The 24,613-nt window shown below is 37.4% G+C and carries 29 protein-coding genes and 2 pseudogenes; 16 read left to right on the top strand and 15 right to left on the bottom strand.

Annotated elements, in window-relative coordinates; genetic code table 11:
* Positions 1-30 precede the first annotated feature (30 nt).
* Together WG932_RS03945 and WG932_RS03940 are read left to right on the top strand one after the other, a co-directional pair.
* Positions 31-447: a hypothetical protein gene (locus tag WG932_RS03945; RefSeq protein ID WP_483087035.1), complete on the top strand. Its 417-nt coding sequence runs from the start codon at positions 31-33 to the stop codon at positions 445-447.
* A 111-nt stretch (positions 448-558) separates the two neighbouring features.
* Positions 559-1,425, top strand: coding sequence for an SDR family NAD(P)-dependent oxidoreductase (locus tag WG932_RS03940; protein ID WP_483087034.1), 867 nt, complete (start codon positions 559-561; stop codon positions 1,423-1,425).
* Here WG932_RS03940 and WG932_RS03935 read toward each other — a convergent pair.
* A pseudogene (locus WG932_RS03935) lies at positions 1,419-2,212 on the bottom strand (SDR family NAD(P)-dependent oxidoreductase). The gene WG932_RS03940 and the pseudogene WG932_RS03935 sit on opposite strands and share 7 nt — an antisense overlap.
* A 117-nt stretch (positions 2,213-2,329) precedes the next feature.
* Between WG932_RS03935 and WG932_RS03930 the strand changes: the two are divergent.
* From WG932_RS03930 to WG932_RS03900, 7 genes and pseudogenes are all read left to right on the top strand, one after another.
* Positions 2,330-2,791, top strand: coding sequence for a YehS family protein (locus tag WG932_RS03930; protein ID WP_014022081.1), 462 nt, complete (start codon positions 2,330-2,332; stop codon positions 2,789-2,791).
* A gap of 45 nt (positions 2,792-2,836) precedes the next feature.
* Positions 2,837-3,376, top strand: a complete 540-nt coding sequence (locus WG932_RS03925) for a polysaccharide deacetylase family protein (protein WP_483087033.1) — start codon at positions 2,837-2,839, stop codon at positions 3,374-3,376.
* Positions 3,377-3,386: 10 nt separating this feature from the next.
* Entirely contained in the window at positions 3,387-3,623 is a 237-nt protein-coding gene (locus WG932_RS03920) for a hypothetical protein (protein WP_483087032.1), read from the top strand.
* Positions 3,624-3,946: 323 nt separating this feature from the next.
* Positions 3,947-4,729, top strand: a pseudogene (locus WG932_RS03915) (PfkB family carbohydrate kinase); the annotation flags it as partial.
* 18 nt (positions 4,730-4,747) lie between these two features.
* Positions 4,748-4,954, top strand: a complete 207-nt coding sequence (locus WG932_RS03910; RefSeq protein ID WP_483088571.1) for a PfkB family carbohydrate kinase — start codon at positions 4,748-4,750, stop codon at positions 4,952-4,954.
* Positions 4,955-4,974: 20 nt separating this feature from the next.
* Positions 4,975-5,427, top strand: coding sequence for a NanQ anomerase/TabA/YiaL family protein (locus WG932_RS03905; RefSeq protein ID WP_339680683.1), 453 nt, complete (start codon positions 4,975-4,977; stop codon positions 5,425-5,427).
* A gap of 108 nt (positions 5,428-5,535) precedes the next feature.
* Complete coding sequence (locus tag WG932_RS03900) at positions 5,536-6,177, top strand: bifunctional 4-hydroxy-2-oxoglutarate aldolase/2-dehydro-3-deoxy-phosphogluconate aldolase (RefSeq protein ID WP_483088570.1); 642 nt, start codon at positions 5,536-5,538, stop codon at positions 6,175-6,177.
* Positions 6,178-6,271: 94 nt separating this feature from the next.
* On the opposite strand, the gene WG932_RS03895 is transcribed toward WG932_RS03900, so the two are convergent.
* The 3 genes from WG932_RS03895 to WG932_RS03885 form a co-directional block, all read right to left on the bottom strand.
* On the bottom strand, positions 6,272-6,718 hold the full coding sequence (locus WG932_RS03895) for a DUF4440 domain-containing protein (protein WP_149393155.1): 447 nt from the start codon (positions 6,716-6,718) through the stop codon (positions 6,272-6,274).
* Positions 6,719-6,944: 226 nt separating this feature from the next.
* Positions 6,945-7,304, bottom strand: coding sequence for a hypothetical protein (locus WG932_RS03890; RefSeq protein WP_483087031.1), 360 nt, complete (start codon positions 7,302-7,304; stop codon positions 6,945-6,947).
* 158 nt (positions 7,305-7,462) lie between these two features.
* Positions 7,463-7,642, bottom strand: a complete 180-nt coding sequence (locus WG932_RS03885; RefSeq protein ID WP_483087030.1) for a hypothetical protein — start codon at positions 7,640-7,642, stop codon at positions 7,463-7,465.
* A gap of 69 nt (positions 7,643-7,711) precedes the next feature.
* On the opposite strand from WG932_RS03885, the gene WG932_RS03880 reads away from it, so the two are divergent.
* Positions 7,712-8,422, top strand: coding sequence for a class I SAM-dependent methyltransferase (locus WG932_RS03880; RefSeq protein ID WP_014022073.1), 711 nt, complete (start codon positions 7,712-7,714; stop codon positions 8,420-8,422).
* A gap of 2 nt (positions 8,423-8,424) precedes the next feature.
* Here the strand turns inward: WG932_RS03880 and WG932_RS03875 are convergent, their stop codons facing one another.
* The 3 genes from WG932_RS03875 to WG932_RS03865 all read right to left on the bottom strand — a co-directional run bounded on the left by WG932_RS03875 (position 8,425) and on the right by WG932_RS03865 (position 10,906).
* Positions 8,425-8,991 carry an acyl-CoA thioesterase gene (locus tag WG932_RS03875; protein ID WP_149393151.1) on the bottom strand — a complete coding sequence of 189 codons (567 nt, stop codon included), beginning with the start codon at positions 8,989-8,991 and terminating at the stop codon, positions 8,425-8,427.
* 749 nt (positions 8,992-9,740) lie between these two features.
* Positions 9,741-10,505: a hypothetical protein gene (locus WG932_RS03870; RefSeq protein ID WP_483087029.1), complete on the bottom strand. Its 765-nt coding sequence runs from the start codon at positions 10,503-10,505 to the stop codon at positions 9,741-9,743.
* Positions 10,499-10,906: a hypothetical protein gene (locus tag WG932_RS03865; protein ID WP_483087028.1), complete on the bottom strand. Its 408-nt coding sequence runs from the start codon at positions 10,904-10,906 to the stop codon at positions 10,499-10,501. Before WG932_RS03865 ends, WG932_RS03870 begins: the two co-directional genes overlap by 7 nt.
* Positions 10,907-11,172: 266 nt before the next feature.
* On the opposite strand from WG932_RS03865, the gene WG932_RS03860 reads away from it, so the two are divergent.
* The 6 genes from WG932_RS03860 to WG932_RS03835 all read left to right on the top strand — a co-directional run bounded on the left by WG932_RS03860 (position 11,173) and on the right by WG932_RS03835 (position 15,937).
* Positions 11,173-11,724: an SGNH/GDSL hydrolase family protein gene (locus WG932_RS03860; protein ID WP_483087027.1), complete on the top strand. Its 552-nt coding sequence runs from the start codon at positions 11,173-11,175 to the stop codon at positions 11,722-11,724.
* Between the two features lie 101 nt (positions 11,725-11,825).
* The gene (locus WG932_RS03855; protein WP_483087026.1) at positions 11,826-12,347 is read left to right on the top strand and encodes a hypothetical protein; all 522 of its coding nucleotides are present in this window, start codon (positions 11,826-11,828) and stop codon (positions 12,345-12,347) included.
* Positions 12,348-13,598, top strand: a complete 1,251-nt coding sequence (locus WG932_RS03850; RefSeq protein WP_483087025.1) for a PVC-type heme-binding CxxCH protein — start codon at positions 12,348-12,350, stop codon at positions 13,596-13,598.
* A 17-nt stretch (positions 13,599-13,615) separates the two neighbouring features.
* Positions 13,616-13,909: a hypothetical protein gene (locus WG932_RS03845; protein WP_483087024.1), complete on the top strand. Its 294-nt coding sequence runs from the start codon at positions 13,616-13,618 to the stop codon at positions 13,907-13,909.
* A gap of 5 nt (positions 13,910-13,914) precedes the next feature.
* Positions 13,915-14,571 carry a hypothetical protein gene (locus WG932_RS03840; RefSeq protein WP_483087023.1) on the top strand — a complete coding sequence of 219 codons (657 nt, stop codon included), beginning with the start codon at positions 13,915-13,917 and terminating at the stop codon, positions 14,569-14,571.
* Positions 14,534-15,937, top strand: a complete 1,404-nt coding sequence (locus WG932_RS03835; RefSeq protein WP_483087022.1) for a HEAT repeat domain-containing protein — start codon at positions 14,534-14,536, stop codon at positions 15,935-15,937. Before WG932_RS03840 ends, WG932_RS03835 begins: the two co-directional genes overlap by 38 nt.
* A 484-nt stretch (positions 15,938-16,421) precedes the next feature.
* On the opposite strand, the gene WG932_RS03830 is transcribed toward WG932_RS03835, so the two are convergent.
* The 8 genes from WG932_RS03830 to WG932_RS03795 form a co-directional block, all read right to left on the bottom strand.
* Complete coding sequence (locus WG932_RS03830; protein ID WP_483087021.1) at positions 16,422-17,816, bottom strand: vWA domain-containing protein; 1,395 nt, start codon at positions 17,814-17,816, stop codon at positions 16,422-16,424.
* Positions 17,817-18,485: 669 nt separating this feature from the next.
* Positions 18,486-19,136 (bottom strand): toxin-antitoxin system YwqK family antitoxin, encoded by a 651-nt coding sequence (locus WG932_RS03825; protein WP_483087020.1) that lies wholly within the window; start codon positions 19,134-19,136, stop codon positions 18,486-18,488.
* A gap of 47 nt (positions 19,137-19,183) precedes the next feature.
* The gene (locus WG932_RS03820) at positions 19,184-19,774 is read right to left on the bottom strand and encodes a toxin-antitoxin system YwqK family antitoxin (protein WP_483087019.1); all 591 of its coding nucleotides are present in this window, start codon (positions 19,772-19,774) and stop codon (positions 19,184-19,186) included.
* Positions 19,775-19,988: 214 nt separating this feature from the next.
* Positions 19,989-20,330 carry a hypothetical protein gene (locus tag WG932_RS03815; protein WP_483087018.1) on the bottom strand — a complete coding sequence of 114 codons (342 nt, stop codon included), beginning with the start codon at positions 20,328-20,330 and terminating at the stop codon, positions 19,989-19,991.
* Between the two features lie 188 nt (positions 20,331-20,518).
* Positions 20,519-21,634 (bottom strand): Fic family protein, encoded by a 1,116-nt coding sequence (locus tag WG932_RS03810; RefSeq protein WP_483087017.1) that lies wholly within the window; start codon positions 21,632-21,634, stop codon positions 20,519-20,521.
* Between the two features lie 253 nt (positions 21,635-21,887).
* Positions 21,888-22,433, bottom strand: coding sequence for a dihydrofolate reductase family protein (locus WG932_RS03805; RefSeq protein WP_483087016.1), 546 nt, complete (start codon positions 22,431-22,433; stop codon positions 21,888-21,890).
* A 139-nt stretch (positions 22,434-22,572) separates the two neighbouring features.
* Positions 22,573-23,004 (bottom strand): hypothetical protein, encoded by a 432-nt coding sequence (locus WG932_RS03800; protein ID WP_483087015.1) that lies wholly within the window; start codon positions 23,002-23,004, stop codon positions 22,573-22,575.
* 475 nt (positions 23,005-23,479) lie between these two features.
* Complete coding sequence (locus WG932_RS03795; protein WP_483087014.1) at positions 23,480-24,442, bottom strand: calcium/sodium antiporter; 963 nt, start codon at positions 24,440-24,442, stop codon at positions 23,480-23,482.
* Between the last annotated feature and the right edge of the window lie 171 nt (positions 24,443-24,613).

Below are 24,613 nucleotides of genomic sequence, written 5' to 3'. Positions count from 1 at the left end.
TATATGAACAAATTTCTATCACACCAAAAAATGGAGATCTTTAATACAAAATTCAAATGGGTCATTTTTCTTGGTTTGCTCTTGCTGTTGATGCCGGGTTTTAGTCAGGGACAAACCGATACCCTTCCTACCCCATCAGATAGCATTATGATTACGATCATGATGAAGCACCACCAAGATAAAAACATTGAAGAGCTAAGAAAGATCAGAAACAAAAATGGATTTTTGGAAAAATTTCCTCCAGCTTCAGCAAGAGTTATCAATTGGTATGTTATGATGGGAATCGGACAAGTGGTCACCCTGAAAATTCCTGCCAGTGAACTACAAAATCTCAATATAGCTGTAGAACAAAGTGTGTGGGGTGCCTTCTCAACAGAGTTTTACCCGACATACGATCTTTATCCAGTAATTAAGGAAGCAAAAGAAAATCTAAATAAAGGTCAGTGAATTTAAACTTAATTCAAATAGGTATAAAATACTGGCTATCAACGGTTAGAATCGCCTTATCTTAATGCTTGGTTATAGGAATACGAAAATCACCTGTTTAATAAAATTTAGATGAAAAATAAAATTTGCTTAATCACAGGTGCCAATGCAGGCATAGGATTTGAAACGGCCAAAGCCCTTTCTTCAAAAGGATTTAAAGTGATTCTAGTTTGTAGAACCGAAGAAAAAGCGAAAATGGCAATGGAAAAAATTCTAATAGGGCATGCTGAAGCTGAGCTAGATTATGCCATTGCCGACTTAAGTTCTCAAGCAGAAATTAGGAATCTGTCTAAAAATATAATTACCAAATATCCGGTATTAGATGTGCTGATCAACAATGCCGGTATTTGGTATTCTGATATGCAATTAACAGCTGATGGAATTGAAAGACAATGGGCTATCAATCACCTTGCCCCCTTTCTTTTATCCCATTTACTACTACCCTCCCTGTTAAAAGCCAAAGATCCCCGAATTATCACAGTGAGTTCCGACTCTCATTTTCATGGGAAAATTCATTTTGAGGATGTAAATTTAACAAACAATTACCATGGCTTGCGCGCTTATGCACAGTCTAAATTGGCCAACATACTTTTCACTAAGGCTTTTGAAAAGCTTAAACCAAATAAAAAATTATCCATTTATGCAGTTCAGCCAGGTTTGGTAAAAACTGATATAGGCTTAAAACACACCTTTTCTTTTCATGGTTTAATGTGGAAACTAAGAAGACTTACCGGAAAGACACCTGCCAAGGGTGCAGCAACCTCCGTGTTTTTGGCTTTAGATAAAAGTGTAAAAGGTATTTCAGGCAAGTACTGGGACAAATGCAAACCAAAGCCCTGTTCCAAGAAAGCCAACTCCAGTCCTGATGCTGACCAGCTTTGGGCCTTAAGTTGTGAGCAATGTGGAATTGCTGATTATTTTGGAAATATTGTTCAATGAGTACTGTATACTCTAAAAAGACGCTCAAGCAATCGCATTTTTAGGGATGTTGGGAAAATCCGTGATATTTTCACCAATAACCAATTGACTTTACCTGGAACAATTATGGTTTTTCCACTTATTAAACCTTCTAAAGCAATTTTGGCCACTTCATCAGGCATCAATACTACCAATTTAGCCCTACTACCGTGGGCTTCCATGCGGCGTAAACCTTCAAGGTTGGTTACTACCGGTCCGGGGCAAACCACAGAAACCTTTACCGGCCCACTTTTCAATTCCTCTCTCAGTGCAAGAGAAAAGGCATACACAAAGTTTTTGCTACCTGTATACACTGCTTTATAAGGTAAAGGAAGATTGGCTTCCATGCTACTCATATTTAAGATATAAGCAAAGGTTTGCTTATGTAGCAATGGCAGGAAATAATGGCACATCCGTACCAATACTTTATTATTCAGATCTATAATTTGAAGCTGTTTTTCCAAGTCAATATTTTCAAACTACCCCCGGTACCAATTCCGGCATTATTGATCAACATCTGAATAGCAAATTTACTTTCCTTACAAAAAGAAAACAATTTGGGAATGGCATCATCCTTTGTAAGGTCTATCGGAAAAAGGTGTACTTTAACGTTATATAGGGCTAAAATGTCATTTTTCACCTCTTCCAAAAGCTTATCTGGTAAGGCAACCAAAATGAGGTTCATGCCTTTGCTTGCACAAGCCATTGCAAAGGCCCTACCAATCCCCATACTTGCTCCGGTAATCAAAGTAAAACTTTCCGTTTTCATAGGCTTAAGATAAAAAATCTAGGTCATAAACACCGCTATTCAGCCTCTTTGAAATAAAAAATCTTTTCATAGTGAAAATTTTAACCTTTTCATCCCCATTGTTTATCTTTATGCCCTATGCAGAACAATGATGTGATAAGAAGTTTAAGGTACACCTTCGATTTCGGAGATGACCAGATGATTAAAATTTTTAGCCTTGCTGAACTTGAAGTGACAAGAGCCGAAGTAAGCGATTGGTTAAAAAGAGACGACGACCCGGAAGCCAAGCCTATTAGTGATTTCAAGTTGGCCGTCTTTTTAAATGGCCTGATTAATTACAAAAGGGGTAAAAAAGAAGGTTCTCAGCCTGTTCCTGAAAGCAGACTTACCAACAACCAAATCATTAGAAAAATAAAAATCGCACTTCAGCTCCAAACTGAAGACATTATTGAAATTTTGGCTTTGGCAGGCAGGGACATGAGTAAGCATGAAATAAGCGCATTTTTTAGAAAACCGGACCAACACCAATACCGCCTTTGCAGAGATCAAGTTTTAAGAAATTTTTTACAAGGCTTACAAAAGAAATTTAGGGCTTCTTAATCTCCTCTACAAATTCCTCCAAAGTAATCTTAATTTAAGAATGGTATGTTAAAGATTTTCTTGTCCACAGTTCTACTTTTGGCTAGTTTGCCCGGTATGGGACAGATTTTGAAAAAACCTATTCCGGAAAAAACTGTAGTCTTGACTTTTGATGATGGAGTTGCCAGCCATTATTCCACCGTAGCACCACTATTGTTAGAGTACGGTTTTGGTGGCACTTTCTTCGTTTGTGAATTTCCTCCTAATTTTTACGACAGTACACTTTATATGAATTGGCGACAAATTCAACAGTTAGATAGGATGGGTTTTGATGTGGCCAATCATACCCACCACCATGCAGCCGTAGGGAATTTAACTGAAGAAGAAATATTGAAAGAAATCACCTACATCGAGGAGAAATGCGAAACTTTGGGTATTAAAGCTCCCCTAGGATTTGCCTATCCGGGATATTCGATGAGTGAAACAGTACTCGAGGTATTGGCCAAGAAAAATTACTTATTTGCGAGAGCCGGAGGAAGTAGAGCATACAATCCTTTAGAAGATCATCCTTATTTAATCCCAAGTTGGGCTACTGACAAAAAATGAAAAGGAAATATTGGAAGCCTTAAAGCAGGCAAAGAATGGAAATATTGTGGTCCTTACCATTCACGGTGTACCGGATCTGGAACATCCTTGGGTCAATACCCCTCCTAAAATGTTCAAAAGGTATTTGGAATTTTTAAAGCAACACAAATATAATGTGATCTCGTTGGAGCAATTAACAGCGTATATTGATTTCAAAGAAGCACGAAATCAATTCAAAGCGGACCTAAATAAAGGGTTGAAAAACTAGGCTATCTATAGGGAAAGGTCAAAATCAAAGATTTTTATTGCACATGAATCCAAAATGAATTCAACCCTTGTAAACAGGCCCAATACCTGCAAACATTCCCCTACTTTGATAGTCAAAAATATCCCTAAATATATGTGATTGATAGCTAATTAGATGCTTTGCTGTGAAAGTAAAAGATTTGGTTTTTACAAAATAAAGCAGTAGTCTTGTCTTGAAAAGGGTTTTTATGTAAATTGCCCTTTAAATTTTTCTTTGTAGCTTTGAATTACAAGAATTTCATTTAATCATAAAATTTATACAACAATCATGTCCAAAAAGTAGTTACTCTTGGTGAGGTAATGCTTCGCCTTTCTACCCCAGATTTTAAGCGTTTTGTACAAACTGATACATTTGACATAACCTATGGTGGTGGTGAAGCTAATGTAGCTGGAGCCCTTTGCAATTATGGGCTGGAAGGAACTTTCGTGACTAAGGTGCCTGACAATCCAATTGGCCAATCAGCCATCAATCATTTACGCAGGTATGGTGTGGACACACAATATATTGCCAAAGGTGGGAAACGATTAGGAATCTATTTCCTTGAAACAGGTGCCTCTATGAGAGCCTCTCAGGTAGTATATGACAGAGCTGATGCAGCCATTTCAGAAGCTGAAATTTCAGAATTTGATTTTGATAAAATATTTGATGGTGCTGTTTGGTTCCATACCACAGGTATCACACCTGCTCTAAGTGACAAAGCTGCTGCTTTGACAGAGGCTGCGCTTAAAGCTGCTAAAGCAAAAGGTGTTACTACCAGCATTGACTTGAACTACCGTAAGAAATTATGGAGCAAGGAAAAAGCAAAAGAAGTAATGACCAGACTTTGCCAATATGTGGATGTATGTATTGGAAACGAAGAAGATGCTGAAACAACTTTAGGTTTTCATAGCAAAGAAACTGATGTTACTAAAGGTGAATTAAACCTTGAAGGCTATAAAGATGTCTTCAAACAAATGAAAGAAAAATTTGGATTCAAATACATCGCTTCTACTTTAAGAGAAAGCTACAGTGCATCTGACAATGGTTGGAGTGCTTTGGTATATGATGGAAACGAATTCTACCACTAAAAAAAATATGATGTAAGAATCGTTGACCGTGTAGGTGGTGGAGATTCTTTTGCCAGTGGATTAATCTACGGCTTGATCCAAGAAATGGGTCTGAAAGACGCAACTGAATTTGCTGTTGCTGCTTCTGCCTTGAAGCACACTTTCCCTGGAGACATGAACCATGCAACCCTTGCAGAGGTAAAAGTTTTAATGGGTGGTGATGCCAGTGGTAGGGTTCAACGATAGTAATAGCTAAAGCAAAATTCATGATACTTGATACCTTATCCAATGCAAGCAGGTACTACAGCCTGCACCCATCGTTTGAAAAAGCCTTTGCTTTTATTCTATCCAATAATTTGGATGATATGGAAGATGGTAAATATGAAATTGATGGGGATGGTTTGATTGCTGCTGTATTTGAAAAAGAAGCAAAAACTCAAGCTGAATCCAATCAGAAATTTGAATGCCATGACAAGCACATTGACATTCAAGTGTGTATTAAGGGTAAAGAAAGCATAGGTTGGAAACCCAGAGAAAAATGCACCGAAATAAAAGGCGATTACAATCCTGAAAAGGATGTGTCTTTTTATGTGGATTCTCCGGAAATGTATTTTGGAATGGAGCCTGGCCAATTTGCAATTCTATACCCTGAAGATGTGCATTCACCTATGATTGGAGAAGGGAGTATCAAGAAAATGGTTGTTAAAGTTAAAATCTGACAATCATACATATACCATTACAAATCAACACCTTAACAATGATTACCTCGGGATTTTCCCGAGGTAATTTACTTTAAATTTAATCACGATGAGTAAAAACGAAACCATATTAAAAAAATAACGGATCAGGCTATCCTTCCTCTTTATTTCAATGCAGATGAAACCGTAAGTATTGAAGTTTTGAAAGCCCTCTACACTGCAGGAATTAGAGTGGTAGAATACACCAATAGAGGAGAAGCTGCTTTGAACAACTTTAAGAAAATGGTTGCTTTGAGGGATAGCGAAATGGAGGATCTACTGTTGGGAATTGGTACTATCAAAAATGCTCAGATGGCTGAAACGTATGTGGAAGCAGGAGCTGACTTTATCATTTGCCCTGGATTGGTTGAAGAAGTTGTAGAAGTAGCGGATAAGCATGGGATGATTTGGATCCCAGGATGCATGACTCCTTCTGAGATTATCAGAGCCGAAAATCTTGGAGCTAAAATGATTAAATTGTTCCCCGGTGATATATTAGGGCCTAAATTTATGGCTGGAATCAAATCATTATTCCCAAATTTAATTTTCATGCCTACCGGTGGTGTGTCTCTAGACAAAGACAATGTACAGGCTTGGTTTACAGCAGGCGTAAGTGCAGTTGGAATGGGCAGTAAATTGGTCAGCAAACAGTTATTGCAAGACAAAAATTACACTGAAATTCACGAATTGGCTAAGAAAGCCATCGCATTGGTGAACGAAGTAAAAGGGTAACCTTACCCATTGAAAAAAGAAAAGCGACCAAATTTTGGTCGCTTTTCTTTTTTAAGCTTTATTCAATTAACAGAAACACAATACTTTTTAATGCTTATTCAGCAGGTTTCATATTTCTAATGGCTGCTATTTTCCATTGTTTCCCCTTTTTCACCGTTATAAAGGAACTCCACATTTTCCTTTCTGTTCCATCATCATTTTTGATCGTATAGCGGGCATCAGCTATGGCCACATCCTCTTTGACATAACGTACCCTTTCTACCTTCAAAACCCTATCACCCGGATTACTTCGAGAGCTTTCTGCCATTCCTTTGACAGCAGCTTCCACTCCATGTCTCCATTCCCCATTTGAAACCAATTGATCTATGTCTTCCGTAACTATATACCTAAGCATAACAGTATCTATACTTTCCCTTGCTTTGGCGTAACTGGCTACTAAGCCTAATATGGCTTTACCATCTTCCATGTCTTGCCCATGCACATGGGTAGCAACACCTGGAAAAAGCAATACAGCAATAATAAAAACTTTAGAAAGATACATATGAATTTGGGTTTGTAATAAAAGTAAGAATTTTTGTAAAATTTCCCTACTTTTTTGCCCCATTGTTTGCTACTCTCTTATCCAATGCATCCAAATTAACGGGCCGATAGGCATGAATCAATCAACTATATATAAAAATAAAATACATAATTGGATAAAGGAGAACAAACCAAATCACTGGTTGAATTTTAAATATTAAACGGTAGCTAGTTAATTTTTGGGGAACCTATTTCTTTGAACCATCCAAAGTAATTGCATCTTCCTTAGGCTCCTCTCCTACTATAGGCATGTTTGAGTGAAAATCATTAGAGAATTCTTTCACTTGCATATTGGAGGAGAAATTTTTTGATAAGTCTATAATGACCATATTTGATTCTTCCACTAAGGTTTTACCATTTTCTTCACTAATATTTGATTCAAGTGGTGAAACTATATGGCCAAGTGATGACTCAAAGTCAATGGTGTTATTGGGCAGATTATTAGGTATATCCAGTTTATTTGGAATTGAACGTGGTATAATCAATGCCTGACCAAATGCAAATGATGAAGAAAAAACTAATCCTAAAATGAGTACAATTTTATTCATGGCTATAATTGATAGATGCTATTTTAACTTTATCAAACGTTAAATTAAACATTAAGTTTGGATACCCTTCTATAAAACTCCTTTAACAGAGGTAATTATGCAAAAATTTAACAATAAATAACATCCAAAAGAGCTTTTACGTCTTACATCCACCTTGTTTAAAATTCTCCCACTTTACGCTTCATTGCATACCACAATTTTACTTCATCAAATCTCCTCTCAAAACCTTCTTTTACCCCTTTTTCAATATATGCCTTTACAGTTTTTGCTCCCCCATTTGCTCTTTCTATATTTTCTTTCTCCTTTGGAATCATGACTACTAGGTTAATTTTTGCCAAATTTCTGGGTGGCTTTCGCGTATTTATGGCTAAATTAAACAAACAATCATCAATAGCCTTGTTAAAAGCATGAGATACCTACTAATTGTTTTGTCCTTTTTCTCCCTTTGCCTATTCGGAGAAGTAACTGCACAAACTGAAAATGACTATTCCCACAAAGAGCCATCGAGAGATGGAATTGGTAAAATATATAGAGGAAGGGAAATTGCTCATGTAATGGGTTTTCATGGGGTAGCTTGGCTGGAAAGAGACAGCCGTGAGGAAGAAGAAAACACTAAGCTGACCATTTCTAAGCTACCTATTAATGAGAACAGTAAAGTAGCAGATGTGGGGGCCGGCTCAGGCTTTTATACTTTTCGTATTGCTGATAAGGTACCAAAAGGTAAGGTATATGCTGTAGACATTCAAAAAGAGGCACTTAACTACATCAAAAATAAAGCGGAAAAACAAAAAGTAGACAATGTAATCCCCGTTTTGGGAACAGAGAAAAGTCCAAACCTACCTGAAAACACACTGGATTTAGTAATAATGGTGGATGTTTACCATGAGTTGGCTTTTCCCAAAGAGATGCTTTTAAACATCAAGAAATCCTTAAATCCAACGGGTAAGTTATTGCTTATTGAATACCGTGGGGAGGATCCAAAAGTAGCCATAAAGCCATTGCATAAAATGACCGTTGAGCAGGTAAAGAAAGAATTGGAAGCCAATGGGTTTAAATTGACTACCAATGGGCAATTTTTAAACATCCAACATTTTCTTCTTTTCGAAAAAGAGGATTAGGATTATTTAATATCCAATGAAACTTCACAGCGCTGACCCTGTAGCATTGTGGAGATAGCTTCCTGATCCCAAGTTCGTTTTAATTCTTTAAGAATTGCTCCGTATTCACTTTTGTACTTTTTCCTTTTTATAGCTTCTACAAATCGCCTGACATCGGTACGAGTTTCCAATAATAATGGTGGTACAGGTGTGGGCTTGTCGTCCTCTCCTTTGGCCACCATGGTAAAGTAACAGGTATTGGTATGTTTTACTACCCCTGTTTTTACATTTTCAGAAATCACCTTTATCCCAATAATCATAGAACTATTGCCTACGTGATTTACTGAGGCTTTCAAAGAAACCAGCTCACCTACTTCTACTGGCTGTAGAAAATCGACGGTATCCACTGAAACCGTGACACAATAAGCGCCGCTATGTTTGGTGGCAGCAGTATAGGCCACCTTATCCATCATAGAAAGTAAAATGCCTCCATGAATTTTTCCTCCAAAGTTGGCATAAGAGGGTATCATAAGTTCAGTGATGGTAACGCGTGAAAAACTGGCCGGTCGGGCACTTAGGGATGCACTCATTTATTAAAAGAATTTGTATGAATCAAGGCAAGTCGTAGCGACATGCACCTACAAATATATGTATGATTTTTATAAATCAGCCTGTAGAAGGCAAATGGATTTCCTAATTCCTTATCTTGATTGTACCCATACCATATAAATTAGAGTGACGTAATGATTTTGTCAGCATTGTTGCAAAAAAACAGCAACAATACCGCCAAAATCAGATGGACTCCTCATGCATTATCCAAGGGTTGTCACCCTTGGCTACAAAAATGTCACCCCTAGGGGTTTGGGGAGGTTTAGTAACTTAATGTACGTTTTTGGTAGAAATAATACGTAATGATTTTGTCAGCATTGTTGCAGAAATAGTCGACAATACCGCCGGAAGCAGTATGTGTCTATCAGTGCATACCAACACCTGACTTCCTTGACTATAGTTACACCACACATTCAGCCTTTTTTATTATGAGGGAACATATAATTAAAGTCTCCTTCCACCAAAAACAAGGTTTTAATTGGTACTAAAATTTGTCAGCATTGTTGCAGAAAATGAAACCATGGCTCTAAAATCAAGAAAGGAATATCATTTTCTTTGGAAAGCTTAAGCATTTGGCTATCAATATACCACGATTCCAAAGTCTATCCACCTTCTACAATATCACTAACTCAACCCATCACCAGATCACAACAGCACCAAATCACAACATCACAGATCACCCCATCACAGATCACCCCATCACTACATCACTGATCCCCCCATCACCAAATCAATCCTCCTCTTCAACAGGCCTTAACTCATAAATATAATAACATTGGTATTCTTTTTCTTCTTCATGAATGTCAGCCTGATCAGCATAATGTAAATAACGATTTTTTCCTGAGCCCAGTTTGAGGTTTCCCGGCTTATCCCAGAGGACAGGGAGGCCAATTAGAATGCCATCTTCTATGGGGTAATAATAGATTTTTCTAGTTTCCATTAGAGCCATTCTTTCTTTGTAATCGTCAGTTTCAATATTGTCTTCAGGAGCTAATCCTGCTTTATATTCAACAATAAATGCATCTCCTTGTCCAACAATATGCGTAAAACCACCTCCTAGGGCAAAATCAAGGCCGATCGCGCCAAATTCATTTCGATCGGCCATTTCCATGGGAACCTTGGCAAGTTGATCAGGTTCCTCTCGTTCCAGTTTGATTTTATTGACCAAGTTCAGGTTTTGATCATATTGAAATAAAATAGAATCTGCCGGTAAGATTAATGACATTACTTTGGAATTCAAATCTGAAAAATAAATAGGCTTGTGCTTACCAGGATAAAAATAATTCTGTTTAAAAATACTGCTTTCATCTATTTTCCCACCTTTTATTACAGTCCCATCCTTTGGATTTACTAAATGAAAATAGTTTAACGTATCAAAATAATTCATGGGAAATTTATCCAATCTTCGATCACTCAAATTGGCAATACCATAGGCAACATTGTTTATACTAAATTGGTGAAAATTATCCAATGGAGTATGAATCATCCTTACCATGGTATGTTGCTCGAAGGGAATTTCCTGAGTTGCTGTAAATCTAAATCATATACAAAGATTTCCTGATCACTCACAAACATTATTTCATCCCCCACAAAGCCGGCCCGATGCAAAACCATCCCAAATGCATTGGGGCCTTCACTTAAAAGTTCTTCAGCAAGTACTTCCCCTTGGCTGTTTATGATAAAATACCTGCCCTCAACACCTTTGGTAACCATTAAGTAAACATCCTGCTCCCTGTGATAGTCCAGCACATTTAATATTTGCAATTCGTCAAAAACCAAGGAATCCACCTTTACAAATTCCATTTCTTTAAGGGCTTTGCTTCGATTCTCTGTACTGTTACAAGAAACCAAACCAATGGATAGCAAAACCGACAATTGAAAATATCTAAATAGCATAAGAATACCGTTAACTTTAAACTAATTTAATAAAAATATAATTACAAAATTAATTTACAAGGTTTTTTTTACTATTTAAAATATTGAATTTATGCTTCTAAACCCTTGATTCTAAAAAAAAATCGGTTTCAAAGTTATAGGAAGAACCAGTGGTCAATCAAAATTTCCAATAATAAAATTAAAAAAATATTGTACCTGATATTCTTCGTTACTTTTTATATTTAAAGGTTATATTAACAATAAATATCAGGTACCTAAACATTCCCATGAAAAGAATTTACATCCTATTATTTCAATTAATTTTATTCACTTCCACAGCATATTCTCAACAAAAATTTGCCCCTGAAAACGGGGACAGGCTTGTGCTCTTGGGCAATGCATTGATTGAAAATGAACAACAATTCGGATTCCTTGAATATAGACTTACCAATTACTGGCCTGAAAAGCACCTTACCTTCAGGAACATAGGCTGGTCAGGAGATACTGTATTTGGTGATGCAAGAAGCTACTACACCAATCCCCCCGGCCCTTATGACTTACTTATTTCTCAAATAAAAGCGGCTGAGCCCGATTGGCTTATCATAGGTTATGGGAATGTGGAAGCCCAGCAAGGAGCTGAAGGCTTGGACCTTTTCAAAAATGGTATGAATCAATTGCTCGATAGCGTTGAGGCCATAGGTGCAAAAGCAATTTTGCTATCTACCATTCCACAGATTTCAGCCGGAACGGAGAATTTATTGCAATTAAAAAACAATGAATATCGCAGCTATAACCAGGCAATTAAAGAAATTGCCCTGAAGCGAAAAATAACTTTTTAGATGTTTTTGATGCCTTTAATACAGCTACTAGTGCTGAACTTTATGAAAACAATGGGATTCATCTAAATGAAAAAGGTTATGCTCAGCTTGCCGAAACGGTTATGAATCAACTGGGGCTGAATAGGGAAAAACCTTCAATTGAAATTGATGCCTCTACCGCTAGCGTTGAAAGCAATGTACCGGTACAGAACATTTCCATTGCAGATAAAGCCAGAAATATATCCTTTAATAGCATACAAAATCTAGTTTCTAATCCTAATCCAGGCAATGAAACCATTAAGGTGAATGGCTTAAAAAAAGGGAATTACTCCTTGTCTGTGGATGGAAAACTTTCGGCCATTGGAAGCAGGAAGCAATGGGAAGAAGGAATTATCTTGGAACAAGGCCCAAGCCTAGAACAATCCAAACATTTGCTAGAATTGATAAGAGAAAAGGATAAAATCTATTTCCAGCAATACCGTCCGCAAAATAGAACCTATATTCTAGGCTTCCGGTCTTATGAGCAAGGAAGGCATAAGGAAGGATTGGAAGCTTTGGATGCATTGATCCTTTGGTTGGATGATCAGATCAATCAAACCAAAAAGCTCAAAGCCCTTCATTACCAACTAGAAAAACTGCCTTAAATGTCGGATTTTAATCGATTGAATCATTTTACCAAGAAATCCTTAAATACCATGTTATTGGAATTAAAAATATTTACAAATTTTTTGATAAGTGTGGCTAATAAAGCTTCCCATATATCAAGATTATTAGTAGGAATAGCTTCATTTTTGATTGTACTGAGTGTCAATGGTACCATTGCCAATGCCCAAAATGCTCTTCGGGATATCCCATCTACGGACCCTCAGGTTCAAATGGACAGGTTTCAGGTAGCAGATGGCTTTGAAGTCAATTTATTTGCCAGCGACCCTATGGTGGTCAAGCCCATTCAAATGAACTGGGATGCCCAAGGTAGATTATGGGTAGTAAGCAGTACCATTTACCCTCACCTTAGACCCGGTGAGACGGCCAATGATAAAATATTGGTAATCGAAGACACCGATAGAGATGGAATAGCAGATAAATCCACTGTTTTTGCCGAAGGTCTCTTCACTCCCACCGGCCTCTTGCCTGGTGATGGAGGTGTCTATGTGGCCAATTCAACAGAAATCCTACACTTAAAAGATACAGATGGAGACGGCAAAGCAGATGAGAGGACCAAAATACTATCCGGCTTTGGAACCGGTGATACCCACCACCTCATCCACACTTTTCGTTGGGGACCTGATGGTTTGATGTATTTTAATCAGTCCATTTATATCTACAGCCATGTAGAGACTCCTTGGGGCATCCGCAGACTTGAAGGTGGTGGTGTTTGGCAATACAATACAAAAACCAAAAAATTAGAAGTATATGCCAAAGGATTGATTAACCCATGGGGCCTACAATTTGACAAATGGGGCAAAAGTTTTTTGACAGATGGTGCTGGAAGAGAAGGGATTAATTACGCCTTTCCTGGCGCTACATTTGTAACTGCCCCTGGTGCTGAACGAATTTTAAGCGGTTTGAATCCTGGTCAACCAAAGCACAGTGGTTTGGATATTGTTTCAGGCGCACATATGCCGGAAGATTGGGCAGGAAGCCTTATTACCAATGATTTTAGGGCCAACCGCGTGAATCGTTTTGTTTTGGAAGAACAAGGTAGTGGCTTTGTTTCTAAGCAGGCTGATGATTTATTATGGACAGATCATATTGGCTTCAGACCTGTTGACATCCTAATGGGACCTGATGGCGCAATCTATGTTGCTGATTGGTACAACCCTATCATTCAACACGGGGAAGTTGACTTTTTGATTCCAGAAGAGACCAACAACATGGCCGAATCTGGAGGATAACCAAAAAGGATAGCCCTTTGGTCAAGTATCCTGATTTGCAGAATAAAACTATTCCGGAATTATTGGAAGCCTTAAAATCAGAAGAAAACTGGGAAAGATTACAGGCGAAGTTGATCCTGAAGAATAAGGACGTACAAGAAGTAAGGGAGGCATTAAGTAAATGGCTCGATACGCTTGATCCTTCAAATCAAGAATTTGAGCACCATTTAATGGAAGGGCTTTGGATGCATCAGGCCATTGGCGCAGTGAATGTATCTTTATTGGAAAAACTATTAACAGCTAAAAACCGGAAGCAAGAGCTGCAGCCATAAGGGTATTGGTGCATTGGAAAGAAGACATCCCTGAAACCCAATCTTTATTGGCCAAAGCCACTAAGGATAGCCACGCAACAGTAAGGTTAGAAGCGGTTGTAGGGCTTCAGAATTTCAGCACTGCAAAAGCCACTATTGCTGCTTTGGAGGCATTGGATCAAACCATGGATGATAACTTGGACTTTGCCTTATGGCACACCATCAACACTTTAAGCCCGGTTTGGTTACCAAAATTATTAAATGATCCTGGCTATTTCGGGAATATGGACAAAACCATATTTGCTTTAAATACCGTAGGTGACCCAAAATCCACCTCTTTGCTTGCTCAAATGTATAGCGACAATAAGGTCCCGGAAAAATACTTGGAATTGGTTCGTGAAAAATTGGCCAAATATGGCACCAAAGAAGATTTAACCAAAATCTACCAACAAGCAATCAATCCAAAATCTACCGATAAAGAAAGCCAATTGAAAGACCTGGAACTATTGTACAAAGCAGCTTCAGAAAGAGGCTTGGTGCCACAGCATACTTCTGCTCAATTGAGATCCTTGCTTTCAAGTAATAATGAAGCGGTAGAGATAAAAGCATTGCAATTGGTAGGTATGTGGGAAAAAAGCCGACCTATTGGATCTTATCTTGCTAAAGAACCAAGACAGCAATGAGGAGGTAAGACAAGCCGCCATGGAAGCTATGGGTAAGATTGATGATGCCGATAGTCAGGAACTTTTGCTCAACATGGCCAAAACGCATAAAAATGAAAGCATCCGCATCTTGGCCATTTCTCAGTTGGTGAAAACAGCTCCGGAAAAGGCTACAGATGCTGCAATTACCCTGCTTTCAGAAAAGCCTTCAGAAAATGGCACGCGAGAATTATTTGCTGCATTCCTTTCCTCCAATAATGCCACCACTGTGTTGGCCAATTCATTGTCCAATACACGCATCCCAACAGAAACGGCCAAGACAGGAAGAAAAACCATGCAAGAATTACTCCCCGTGCATAGAAGAACCAGAACCGGAGCCATACAGCTTAAAGATGCTTTGGAAGCCTCTGGTGGAGTATTACCTCCTGAGAAAATGCCTCAGCAATTAAGCGAACGAGAAATCTATCTCCTTGGAATAGAAGTGAAAACTGAGGGAGATCCGGTGAAAGGCGAAGCCATTTACAGGCGAGCCTCTATGATGTGTCAAAACTGCCATGGAATAGGTGGTGCCGGTGGTCAGTTGGGACCGGACTTAAGTTCTTTAGGTACAAGTTTACCTATAGACAATATTATCAAATCCATACTTGAGCCTACAGAATCAATCAAAGAAGGTTTTGAGTTGCAGAAAGTAACCAAAAATGATGGTGGAATTGTGATGGGTTATTTGATCAATGATGGGGCAAGAGAAGTTGTCATTCGAGACATGGCAGGTAATGAAAATGGCATTCCTAAATCACAAATTAAAAATGTGGAAAAGGTCCCCGGTTCCTTGATGCCCGCAGGAATTACTGCTAGTCTGGAAAAACAAGAATTTATAAATTTGGTCAGCTATCTTTCCAAACTGGGAAGCAATGGAGATTTCAGGGTTACCAATGAAAAACTGGTGAGACGCTGGAAGGCAGCACCTGATTTTAAGGCTTTGAGCAAAATTGATGGAGTGAATACTTGGGAAAACCTGCCGGGTAAAAAAATTGCACCTGGCACAAAGGCTTTATACAGCAAAGTAGCCGGTGACTTGCCCTTGGGAGATATTCCTGTGATTACAGACAACAATGGTAAAAAATTCAGTCTTGTTCAATTTGAAGTAAGCATACTTAAGGCAGGAGAATTCAGTTTGAAATTAACCGGGGTAGATCAGGCCAAAGTCTGGGTAAGTGGTAAAGAAATCTCTATCAATAATGGTACAGGAGCTACTAATCTTAGTGTAGGCAAACAATGGGTGAATATAGTTTTTGACCGAGAAAAAGTCGCTTCAGGTTCATTAAAGGTATTGATAGAAGATGGAAAAGCCAATAGTTCACAAAGTCAAATAATTGTAGGGAATTAATAACACGCGAGTTATAGGGATATTATGACCGTTTAATATGATTTGAATATTAAAGGTACTGGTTGTCGATATCTCTTCCTGTTCATTTTTGGCTTGATCCAAAAACGAACCAAAAAGATCAAGGCTGTATGTAAATCTTAACGCAAAATGAATACTCACTGGCTAAACAAAAAAAAACTCCGCCGAAAAGGCATCAAACAGATTTTTTGTTCTTAACGCCATTGAGCAATCATTTTACTAATTTCCATAAGGCCGGAATAAAAAAAATAGCAATGATAAAAATTAACTCCCTAACGTTATTTATTGTCGATTCTTTAAATAAATCATAATAGAATGAGGCGTCGTTCTCCTCATTTCCCAGCCCTGAAGGAGCTTAATATATCAGCCACGGGTGCAGCCCGTGGTTCGGTTTATGCACATTAAACGATTTTGGCGGCATTGTTGCTTTTTTCTGCAACAATGCTGACAAAATCTTAAGACATCCTTAGAAATTTAATGTTTTGGTATGGGTTTCTCCTGCTTTTACTTCCACTTCTATTGTTTGTGCGGCTTTTTCTTTATGGGCTCCCAATGGTCGGATGGTTACCACATAATTGCCCGGGTTTAATAGAAATTTGGCTCCCTTATTATAAGTTCGGGCTCCAGCAACACTTTTGCCGGACTTTTCTTCTTTTATGGAAACTACCGTATCTATATTCTCTCCTCCAACCTGAGTATAAATTTCAAACGCTCCCGTTTTAAAATCATAAACCAAGGGCAAAGTTTTTGCAGCAGCAATGACGACGCTATCCAGCTCGGTATTCGTTTGAAGCCCTTCCATTTTCAAGGCCTGAATGGCTACTTTATATACACCGGGATTGACTTCAACTTCCTTTTTGGCCCCATAGGTTCTGGTGGTGGCCACTACCTTTCCATTGTTATCAATTATCTTGACCATACTGTCCCAGCCCTCCCCATTATTTGAAGTAAATACATCCAATTTACCGCCATCAAAGGAGATCATTTGGTGGCCGATGGTATGCTCATGACTTTCTACATTGTTAACTGTAATCATATCTACATCACTTCCCTCCAACGGAACCACTTCAAAGTTGTATTTACTTGGAGGCAAGTAGAAATACCCGGTATCCTGATAAGTTCTAAGCATAATGGGTTCCCTTTTGGCTACAATATCATAAGCCTTTACAAAGACGTCCAATGGCTTGCCATTTTTTAGCGCATAAACAGAGAAATTATTGGCAGGCTTATCCACAGTAGAAGCAGTGGCTACATTGAGGATTTCTCCTAGATTCTCTGCGTTCGCCGCACTAAAATAGCTCCCTTCCCCTGCTCCTGCTGCACACCTCAATTGCTGGGTATCTTCTTCCTTTAAGCCAAAGCCGATGATATGCAATTTAAAATCAATGCCCTCCTCTTTGGCGGCTTGGACGATCTCACAAATATTTCCATCACAGGATTCTATCCCATCTGTAATAAGGATAATGGTGGCTTTCTGCTTGGCCGCTCTTAATTGGTCAATGACCAATGTTGCTGAATAAGCCAATGGTGTTTTGCCAAGAGGTTTAATCCCTTTGACGGCTGCTATTACTTCCTTTTTTGTCCCTGTCTCGGAATCCACCATAAATTCCACATCCTCGCAATCCCCTTCCTTACGGTGCCCATAGGCAACAAAGCCTAATTTTTGATGCTCAGTAAGATTTCCTATGGTACTACTCAAGGCATTGGCGGCAATTTCCATTTTGGTTTTTCCTTGCATCTGTCCCCACATGGAGCCACTTGCATCGTATATAAAAATAATTGGAGGCTGATTTTCCAGACTTTGTCCTTGGGAGTTGAAAACAATAAATAGGGTCAGGAAAAGGAAGGTTATCTTTTTCATGGGAAGACCATTTGATTTACAAATCGTGTTGGTGAAGAAAAGCCTATAGCACGTACTAAAGAGAGCTTTTCGAGGTATTGGCCTATCTAAAATAGCAATTTTATTTCGTTATAACACTAAATACCATGTACTTATGTATAAAAAATAGTATAACTCATTTTTAATCCTGAAAAGATTTTAGGTTTATAGACTGACTCAGGTGCAGTTTTTATTCGACCCCGTATGGGTCGGGCTCTAAAACTAAAACCATTAACTATAAACATATGGCCCTTTTTGGGTCATAATTTATCTAATCACATAAGCAGCAAAGAATACTTCTTTATTGGTTGCTGGGCTTTATTTCCTGTTCCTGTAGCTTACTTGCCTATTCCTTACCGGTGCTCTTGCATTTTTTCCCATTACTTTTGCATTCCTACCACTTCCCTATGAATTTTCTCATATTACAATTGCATTAATTAGGGTTACTCTTGCATTCCTACCCGTTACTTATGCTTGCTTACCCCTATCTTACCTATTTTCTCCACCTCCTTTTGCATTCCTTCGTGTTACTTTTGGATTCCCGCAGGTTTCTTTCCACTTCCTTCACTTTACTTTCCGGTTTTTTCTGATAACTAATGCCTTCCTTCCGGGGACTCATGCTTTCCTTCAACTTACCTCCTATCTGCTTTACTATTTAGGAATGGTGGCAAAAACATCCTTGATGGACTTGCTTAAATTTTCGGGTGTAGGCGGTGAAAACATCGTAACCATCCTTTTTCCCTCTTTGTCAAATACTTTATGGGTGAGGACATCACCGGCAGCACTCACCAAGCCTGAGCTTGATGGGAAGCCATTTGGGTAATAGCTTTCCCATTTCCCAAGCAGTACTCCCTCGGAAGCTGTTATCAATATCAATTTTTCATCTCCTCTGATGAATGAGGTTTCACCATGGACCAAGCCGTTTTTGTAATGCACCTCATAACTAAATCTATCCTCGTTATTCTTGATATAGTCAGGATAAATCCATAAACCCTCTTTTTTACCTTTGGCATATTTGCCTTGCATTTTAATGGTACCCTCCTCATTATAATGCGTACAATCCCCTTGAAGCACTCCATTGAAATAGTGCATTTCGGATTTTAAAGTACCGGAAGTATAGTAGGTTTGTAGCTTTCCAACAAGCTGTTCTTTGGCATTGCGATAGCCTTTCTCATGAATTTCCCCATTGGCATGGTAAGTGCTAAAGGGGACTGATTTATGTGTGACTGTCTTTGTCTCATTGGTAACCTTAGTCGTTGGCTGTATTTCTTGTTTAGGGATGGACTTATAAAACGTTCTCATGGCTTTTAGAAAAATTTCGGTTTTTTCCTTACTGACCCCAACCTTGTCTACAAACTCCCCTCTTCCGTATACAAGCCCCTCAATGTGAATTTATTGTCACTGGAAATAAAGCCCACAGCCCATAAATTATCGCTATTGTCGTAATACATTTCCCATATTGTATTAGGTGCGGGCTTACCTAAAAAAGCATGTATGGAGCGGATTTTATGCGTTCCTTCAAAAAGGATGGTCTCTCCATGAAGTTGGCCGTTTTTATAGTTCACAGAGAAGTGATAAGGAAGCCCCTCTTTAGAGGTAGCGTAGTTATTATAGACCCAAAGCCCATCTTTTTTGCCTTGCACATATAACCCTTCCCTGCTTATTGAGCCATCCTCATTGTAATGAATGCATAACCCATTCGGTACACCATTGTCGTAAACGGCAGTCATGGATAATTTTTCAGAGGGAAAGAAAATCGTTAGAGTATCAACGAATTGCTTGTTAGCATTCACATAACCCTTTTTGTAAATATTGCCATTGGCATGGTATTCTACATAAGGGCTGGGTTTAAATACCACCCTATTGTATTTTACTTGCGCCTGGACAAGATTAACTATGGAAAAGTAAAAAACAAGAACGATAAGCACACGTAATACCATGATTCTATACCTGTTATAGCGGATAAAGCTAAAGGTATAAAAATGTCAATAAAATACCCCAATCAATGGTACAATCTTATAGACAAATATGAATACAATTGGCCGGTGCTAAATCACATAAGGCCATCAATGTATGGCTCAGAAAAAAAGGCGAATTCAACTTACTTTTGGATTAACAGTTAACCAGTGAATAGGTAACCTGCGCTACTGCCAATTACAATTTAAATCCGCTTAGGTGGACCACCTTAGTGAAGTACTCGGGATTTAAAATCAGTTCATTAAGGATTTTCTCCATATTTTTACCCAATTCATAATCGCTGGTATAGGAGACAAAGACATCTCCTTCAGGGGCAAAATATACCTTTGAAACATCCAATTTGCTATCCTTGGCACCGGTTTTTAAAAGGATTTCCCACAGTTCCCCTTGCAATAAATCATATTTATCCACCAACATATAGACAAAATCATCGTCCGGTTGTTCCGGTAACCAAACGGTATAATTACCGTTTATTTTCGACCTTTCCACTCTACAGAGATATACTTTACTGGTTTCCATTTCATTACCATTTTTAAAGAAGGCTCGCATTTTTCACCTTTTTCGCACCTAGCTGTATGCCATACAATATTTCCTCTAGCTGGTCTAATTTAAACATAGCCAACAGCACACATTGTCTAGGATAAAACTGGTCCCTGAGCTTGTCGAAGGGACATTGAAGTTTCTCCTGAACATTTTTCAGGGTTCAATCAAGTGGATGGCGTTTCTACCAATTCATAATTTGTACTTCTTCCACCACTTGTTTTTTTTTGTAAAACATCCTTTTTAATTAAATCTTGAATATCTCTAAGCGCAGTGTCTTGAGAACATTTACAAATTTTTCCCCACTTTGTAGTTGTGAGCTTGCCTGTAAATCCGTCAAGTAATCTATTAATCATTTTTTGCTGACGTTCATTTAAAATAGTAGATGAATGAGTTTTCCAGAATTCAGCTTTTTGTAATACTCTATGAAGTACATCATAAGTTGAATTTATAGCTTCTTGCAAACATTCTAAAAACCACAAAATCCATTCAGTTATATCAGAATTTTCTTTCTGCGTTCTTTCTAATACTTCATAGTATTGTTTCCGTTGAACTCTTATTTGAGCCGACATACTATAAAATCTTTTAGCACTATTGTCTGAACGAGCCAATATCATTTCAGTAATTGCCCTTGTTATTCTGCCATTTCCATCTTCAAACGGGTGTATGGTTACAAACCATAAATGTGATATTGCAGCTTTTAGAACAGGGTCAACTTCTTTTTCTGTTTCAATCCAATCAAGAAGTTTCGCCATTTCAGAGTCTATCCGTTCTGCTGCTGGAGCTTCAAAATGAACCTTTTCTCTTCCCAGTGGTCCTGACACAACTTGCATTGAACCTTTTATGTCCTTACGCCAATCAGCTACTGTAATTTTAAACATATTACTCCAACCAGTAGGAAACAATGCCGAATGCCATCCAAATAATCGTTCTTTTGTAAGAGTTACGTCATATCGCTGGGTTGCATCTAACATCATTTCTACGATACCATCAATATGCCTTTCAGATTCTACTGCACCAGCAATGTCAATCCCAAGTCTACGTGCAATGGAAGAACGCACTTGTTCTGCCTCTAAGATTTCTCCTTCAATTTCAGATGACTTAACGATTTCTAGTGTTAGTGTATTCAGTATCGCTTCATTTTGTAAGTCAAATCCAAGCGACTCCATCCGTCCTAGTAGTTTTCCTTGTAAGTTCCTAGTTTCACTTAGCTTCAGTAGAACTTTCTTGTCATTCCAAGTGAAATCAGTCCAATCATCTCTATGGTGAATGTAAAACGTCATATCTCCGCAAATTATGCGGTTAATATACAGTCTATTCTCCGCATTTAAAATATTCTCCGCAAAATATGATCTAAATAACAGTTATTTTCTCGGCAGATGTTCGTTTTTTCTTACCGCCAACAGTCTGGCTAAAAGCAGTAGCCCGCATATTGTAGGCTTCCCCATAAATTCACTCTTAATGGATTAAAATTGCAATAAAAAAACCTTAATCGCATCATAGCTGTTTAACTGGGAGTGTAAATTAATGCTGTTTTCAATTCGTATATTTTAATACGGTTATTCCACACTCATAAGCTTTTGCTTCTTCCAACTTCAACTCCTTTTTATAGTCAGTTTTCTCAAATATTGGCATTCCGTCACCTAAAATAGAAGGGTTAATAAAAAAGTAATATTCATCAATCAAATTTTCTTTGATTAGTGATGAAACAAATGCTCCCCCACCATAGGCTATCATGTCATTTCCTGTTAAAGATTTTAATTCTTGTATCTTATCTGTCAAATCTCCCTTTTCCAAAATGGTATTTTCCCAATTCGAGCTTTCAAGTGTTTTGGTAAAAACTATTTTCTTAGAATTATTAATTTTTTCAGCACCTTCCAACTCCTTATTTGATCTCCAGTATGGAATAAATCCTTCTGCCAGTTTGCGACCCAAAACTATAGTGTCAGTTGATTCCGTTAATTGGGTTACGAAATCCTTTAGCTTATCATCCCAATTCCAAATCATCCAGTCCATTTCTCCATTAGGACCAGCAATGAATCCATCAATTGAAAGTTGAATTTGAAGTTTTAATTTTCTCATTTTCAATTGTTAAAACATATGTATATACATAATTCGCATAGAAGTTTTGCTTATTTGGATTATATCCCTTCTACTTTTGCTAATTGTATTTATTAAAATAAACATTTCAAACCAGAAATTAAGCCACGATGCTAAATTTTTAATTCAAACTATAGTATACAAGTTTAGGTTGTTTGTTTGGATGCTTCCAGCTTCTGTAAATCAGCCTAGACTTAATTTCCCAATTTTTTGCTACTTTCCTCAAGCTGACGCGTGTATTGTTACATGAAGCTGTATAAAATTTCACTATAGCCTTATTCTTATTAATTTTTATCTTTTTGATAATTCCTTTTTGTTTAGCATTACTATTGTTTCCATTATATTCTTGAAATTCAACGTTTCCATCATTAAAGACAAAATACCCAGATCCATGAAATAATTTATATTCATTAATATCTTCTTTCCCAATACCTTCCATATATTTATTAATTACTGAATCAGCCAAAACAATCTTCATCAATGAAGTCTTTGAATCCTGTGCAAATGCGCATAATGTTAAAAAGGTAAAACTCATAGTAAATAAATATTTCATAGCAGCTCTTTTTGGTTTATGAGATTAAGAGTTTGAATCTATCTAAAATGTTAAAATAATATTTAGTTTTATATTATCCAATCTTATACCTATATATTACATTGTTAAACTAAAACACCGGAGATGATACCGGGAATTAGCAATGGTTTTCCAGAAGAGTAATAGCTTTTGATTATACACATCTTTCTTAACTTACTTATTAAATTAAGAATTGTGAAAACATTTTACATTGAACCTAAAAGAGATTTAAAAAACCTCATTCAATGAGCGAAAAATGGTATTAATACGCTGAATTTGAATACTTATTGAAAAAAGGGATAAAAATATTTCATTAAACTAAGCCAATACTTAAATAAGGAATTCCGGCTCTTTGGCGCATGATCTTTCAATCCATCTGTTTTTTATTATAAAAACAATGCTTCAGCAGGCTTAGGGTTCGGTTTTTGATCTTAAGTTTTTTGGCAAATGGTAGTTTTTATATTTCTTTGGATACCAGATAAGTCGTGTAAATCAAATAGAAACTTAGTAAGATTAAAGCCTCCCATCGATCAAGCTTTTTTCTTTTGCCGGTAAACATTGCAATGAAAAGAAAAGCTGTACCACCAATTAATATTAACAAATCTTGATTAAAATTCGGATTGTATGCTATCGGATTTACAAAAGAACTGATTGAAAGTATCAGCAGGATGTTAAAAATATTTGAACCTATCACATTACCAATTGCGATATCACTATTCTTTTTGGTGGCTGCAACTATTGATGTAACCAATTCAGGAAGGGAAGTGCCGGCTGCAACTATGGTTAAACCTATAATCTTTTGACTAACCCCCAATTCAATTGCAATATTAATACTGTTGTCAACCACCAATTTTCCTCCAACTATAAGTCCAGCTATTCCAATTATTATTAATGCCCAAATTTTATAATTTGACTTTTCTTCATAGGCAATCACATCAGATTGCTCTTGTTTTAATTGGGTGAAAACATAATAAATAAAACAAAGGAATCCTACCAATAATATGACTCCATCAATCCTTGAAATTTCAGGGTTTTGGTTGATTAAAAAATCATTGACAAGGACAAATAATAATAGGACAACAAATAACGAAATAGGAATTTCTTTCCATGCTGTTGAAGATTGAACCGTAATCGGATATATTAAACCTGCAATACCTAGGATAATGAACAAATTGAAATTATTACTTCCGATAATATTTCCAAAAACGATATCGGAAAATCCATTAAATGAAGCTACACAATTAACGATTAATTCTGGTGCAGAAGTGCCAAAAGCTACAATTGTCAAACCTATAACCAGATCAGGAACATTATTTTTTTCGCTAAAGAAGAAGCTCCTGATACAAGCCAATTCGCCCCAAAAATCAGGCACGTAAACCCTAAAACAATCAACAATGAAGCTACTATCATTTTTTATCAAGATGTTTTTTTACACCATAAAATCTACCAAAATATTTTAGCTTAGGATTACGTATAAATACATTAAGAACCTTTATCCTTCTGCTAATTTTTCCTGTCAAATTAAGCATTCCAAACAAAGTATCCAGTAAATTGACTAATAATTTAATGGAAACTATTGAAAATCGTCTTA

This window comes from Cyclobacterium sp. SOCE241 (genome assembly GCF_056867545.1).
The sequence above is the reverse complement of the archived record's forward strand: the minus strand, read 5'-3'. Positions and strand labels throughout refer to the sequence as shown.